Raw genomic sequence first — 3,309 nt, 5'->3', positions numbered from 1 at the left:
GTGCCGGGGCGTCCGGGCCGTTCGACGAACCCGCGGAGGCCCCCGGGGACGCCGAAGGCCCGGAGCCGGAAGCGGAGCCCGGTCCGGAGCCGGAGGGCGGGCTGCTGGTCCTGGCGGGCACCCCCATCGGCGACCCCGACGACGCCCCGCCCCGGCTCGCCGCCGAACTGGCCCGCGCCGACGTGGTCGCCGCCGAGGACACCCGTAGGCTGCGCCGGCTCACCCGCGACCTGGACGTGCGGATCACCGGCCGGGTGGTCTCCTACTTCGAGGGCAACGAGGCGGCCCGCACGCCCGAGCTGGTGGAGGAGCTGGTGGCGGGCGCCCGGGTGCTGCTGGTCACGGACGCCGGGATGCCCTCGGTCTCCGACCCCGGTTACCGGCTGGTGGCCGGGGCGGTGGCGCGCGGGGTGCGGGTGACGGCCGTCCCCGGCCCCTCCGCGGTGCTCACCGCGCTGGCCGTCTCCGGTCTGCCGGTGGACCGGTTCTGCTTCGAGGGCTTCCCGTCGCGCCGCCCCGGGGAGCGCCTGGCCCGGCTGCGGGAGAACGCCGGGGAGACCCGCACCATGGTCTTCTTCGAGGCCCCGCACCGGTTGGCCGCGACCCTGGCCGCGATGGCCGAGGCGTACGGGCCGGACCGGGAGGCGGCGGTCTGCCGTGAGCTGACCAAGACCTGGGAGGAGGTGCTGCGCGGCACCCTGGGCGAGCTGGCGGCCCGGGCGGAGAAGGGGGTGCGCGGTGAGATCACGATCGTGGTGCGCGGCGCCGACCCGTCCTCGGCCCCGCCGCCCGACCCCGCCGAGCTGGCCCGCCGGGTGGCGGCGCTGGAGGCCGGGGGCACCCGGCGCAAGGAGGCCATCGCGGAGGTGGCGAAAGCGGCCGGTCGACCCAAAAGAGAGGTCTTCGACGCGGTGGTCGCCGCGAAGCGGGACGGGCATACTGGTGAGGAGCGGGGCGAAACGGGCCGGTAGCGGCCCCGGGACCGCCGCCCGCCCCGGCGTGCGTCGCGCCCCGGGTTCCCGCGGGGGCGCGCCCCCGGGACGCGGCCAGACGTCCCGCCGCCGGCGCCGAACGGAGCCCCGGGAGGGGTCGATGAGGGACACCCACCGCGAGACGGTCACCGAGTCATACGCCTTCGCGTGCCTGAGCTGCGGTCACGGCTGGGAACGCACCTACCGCATCGAGCACCACGTCGATCCCCTCGGCCATCCCTTCGTGCTGTACTTCGCCGACGAGGAGCGGGTCCCCTCACCGCTGAGCAGGCCCCGCTGTCCCGACTGCGGCGGCGGGCGGATCCGGTTGATGCGCTCGGGGCTGGTGGAACGGGTCGAGCACGCCCTGGACCGGGCCCCGCGCCCGGCGCCCGGCAAGCGGATCTGAGGGCCGGGCCGTCGGCCGGTACCGTGCCCGCCGACGGGCGGGACGGCCGTAGACTCGGCCCCATGCCGCAGTCCAAGGCCGCCCGCGCCGCCCGGGTGGAGATCCCCCCGCTCCCCGAGCCGCTGGCCGTCCCCGTCATCGACTCGCACACCCACATCGACATGCAGGAACCCGAGCCGGCGCTCGTCCTGGAGCGGGCCGCCGCCGTCGGGGTGGAGCGGGTGGTGCAGATCGGCTGTGACGTCGAGCGCGCCCACTGGGCGGTGAAGACCGCGACCGAGCATCCCGACCGGGTGTGGGCGGCCGTCGCCCTGCACCCCAACGAGGCGCCCCGTCTGGAGCTGGAGCACGGCCCGGCGGCGCTGGACGCCGCGCTGGAGGAGATCGCCGAACTCGCCGCACTGCCGCAGGTGCGGGCGGTCGGCGAGACCGGCCTGGACCACTTCCGCACCGGCCCCGAGGGTCGGGCGGCCCAGGAGCGCTCCTTCCGCCGGCACATCGCCCTGGCCAAGGAGCTGGACCGCACGCTGGTCATCCACGACCGGGACGCCCACCGGGACGTGCTGCGCGTGCTGGAGGAGGAGGGCGCGCCGGCGCGCACCGTCTTCCACTGCTTCTCCGGGGACGCCGCGATGGCCCGGCACTGCGCGGAGCGCGGCTGGTTCCTGTCCTTCGCCGGCAACGTCACCTTCCGCAGCGCCGAGCCGCTGCGCGAGGCGCTGGCCGTCACCCCGCCGCAGCGCCTGCTGGTGGAGACCGACGCCCCGTTCCTGACCCCGGCGCCGTTCCGCGGCCGGCCCAACGCGCCGCACCTGATCCCGCACACCCTGCGGGCGATGGCCGGCGTGCTGGGGATGGACGAGACGGAGCTGGCCCGGCACATCGCGGACAACTCCCGCCGCGCGTTCCCGGCCCCCGCCGCGTGACGGCGACGGGCCGGTGGCGCCGCCCGCCGGGCGTCCCGGCGGCCGTCCCGTCGCCCCCGGGCCGGCGCCCGGCCGGCGGCCCGGGCGCCCGTAGACTTCCGGCATGACTTCGGAACGGGAGGACGCCGCACCCCGGGCGGGCACCGACGGGCTGCTGGGCCCGGCGGACGTCCGCGAACTCGCGGCGGCGCTCGGCGTGCGACCCACCAAACAGCGCGGCCAGAACTTCGTCATCGACGCCAACACCGTGCGCCGCATCGTGCGCGCCGCCGACCTGCGCCCGGGGGACACCGTGGTCGAGGTCGGACCGGGTCTGGGCTCGCTGACCCTGGCGCTGCTGCCCGCCGCCGCGCACGTCACCGCCGTGGAGATCGACGACACGCTGGCCGCCGCCCTGCCCGCCACCGTCGCCGCCCGGCTCCCGGAGTTGGTCGACCGGTTCGCGCTGGTGCGCGGGGACGCGATGCGCGTCACCGAACTGCCCGGACCCGCGCCCACCGCGCTGGTGGCGAACCTGCCGTACAACGTGGCGGTGCCGGTCCTGCTGCACATGCTGGCGACCTTCCCGACCCTGGAGCGGGCCCTGGTGATGGTGCAGGCGGAGGTCGCCGACCGGCTCGCCGCCGCCCCCGGCTCCCGGGTGTACGGGGTGCCGTCGGTCAAGGCCGCCTGGTACGCGCGGGCCCGCCGGGCGGGCGCCATCGGCCGTTCGGTGTTCTGGCCCGCCCCCAACGTGGACTCCGGGCTGGTCTCCCTGGAACGGCGCGACCCGCCGCGGACCACCGCGAGCCGCGAGGAGGTCTTCGCGGTCGTGGACGCCGCCTTCGCGCAGCGCCGCAAGATGCTGCGCTCGGCGCTGTCCGGGTGGGCCGGCTCGTCCGCCGCCGCCGAGACCGCCCTGGTCGCCGCCGGGGTCGGGCCCCGGGCGCGCGGCGAGGAGCTGACCGTGGAGGACTTCGCCCGGATCGCCGCGCACCGCCCCGGGCGGGCCGGGGCACCGGGA

Annotated in this window: 4 protein-coding genes; all 4 read left to right on the top strand. The window is 77.4% G+C overall.

The genetic code is table 11. The annotated features are described in order from the left end of the window. Positions 1-101: 101 nt before the first annotated feature. Positions 102-971, top strand: a complete 870-nt coding sequence (gene rsmI / locus FNQ90_RS17075) for a 16S rRNA (cytidine(1402)-2'-O)-methyltransferase (RefSeq protein ID WP_182607178.1) — start codon at positions 102-104, stop codon at positions 969-971. A gap of 121 nt (positions 972-1,092) precedes the next feature. Further along, positions 1,093-1,380, top strand: a complete 288-nt coding sequence (locus FNQ90_RS17070; protein ID WP_182607177.1) for a hypothetical protein — start codon at positions 1,093-1,095, stop codon at positions 1,378-1,380. Between the two features lie 62 nt (positions 1,381-1,442). After that, positions 1,443-2,306 carry a TatD family hydrolase gene (locus FNQ90_RS17065; RefSeq protein WP_182607176.1) on the top strand — a complete coding sequence of 288 codons (864 nt, stop codon included), beginning with the start codon at positions 1,443-1,445 and terminating at the stop codon, positions 2,304-2,306. Positions 2,307-2,409: 103 nt separating this feature from the next. Further along, positions 2,410-3,309, top strand: a 900-nt coding sequence (rsmA, locus tag FNQ90_RS17060; RefSeq protein ID WP_182607175.1) for a 16S rRNA (adenine(1518)-N(6)/adenine(1519)-N(6))-dimethyltransferase RsmA, incomplete at its 3' end; no start/stop codon positions are given.

Source organism: Streptomyces alkaliphilus (assembly GCF_014141535.1).
Lineage (GTDB): Bacteria > Actinomycetota > Actinomycetes > Streptomycetales > Streptomycetaceae > Streptomyces > Streptomyces alkaliphilus.
Note: the sequence above shows the minus strand (reverse complement) of the source record. Positions and strands in the feature narration are given on the sequence as shown.

Excerpts from the sequence above, each read along its gene's own strand:
- FNQ90_RS17070 (WP_182607177.1), top strand. The coding sequence starts at position 1,093 with ATGAGGGACACCCACCGCGAGACGGTCACCGAGTCATACGCCTTCGCG.
- FNQ90_RS17065 (WP_182607176.1), top strand. The coding sequence starts at position 1,443 with ATGCCGCAGTCCAAGGCCGCCCGCGCCGCCCGGGTGGAGATCCCCCCG.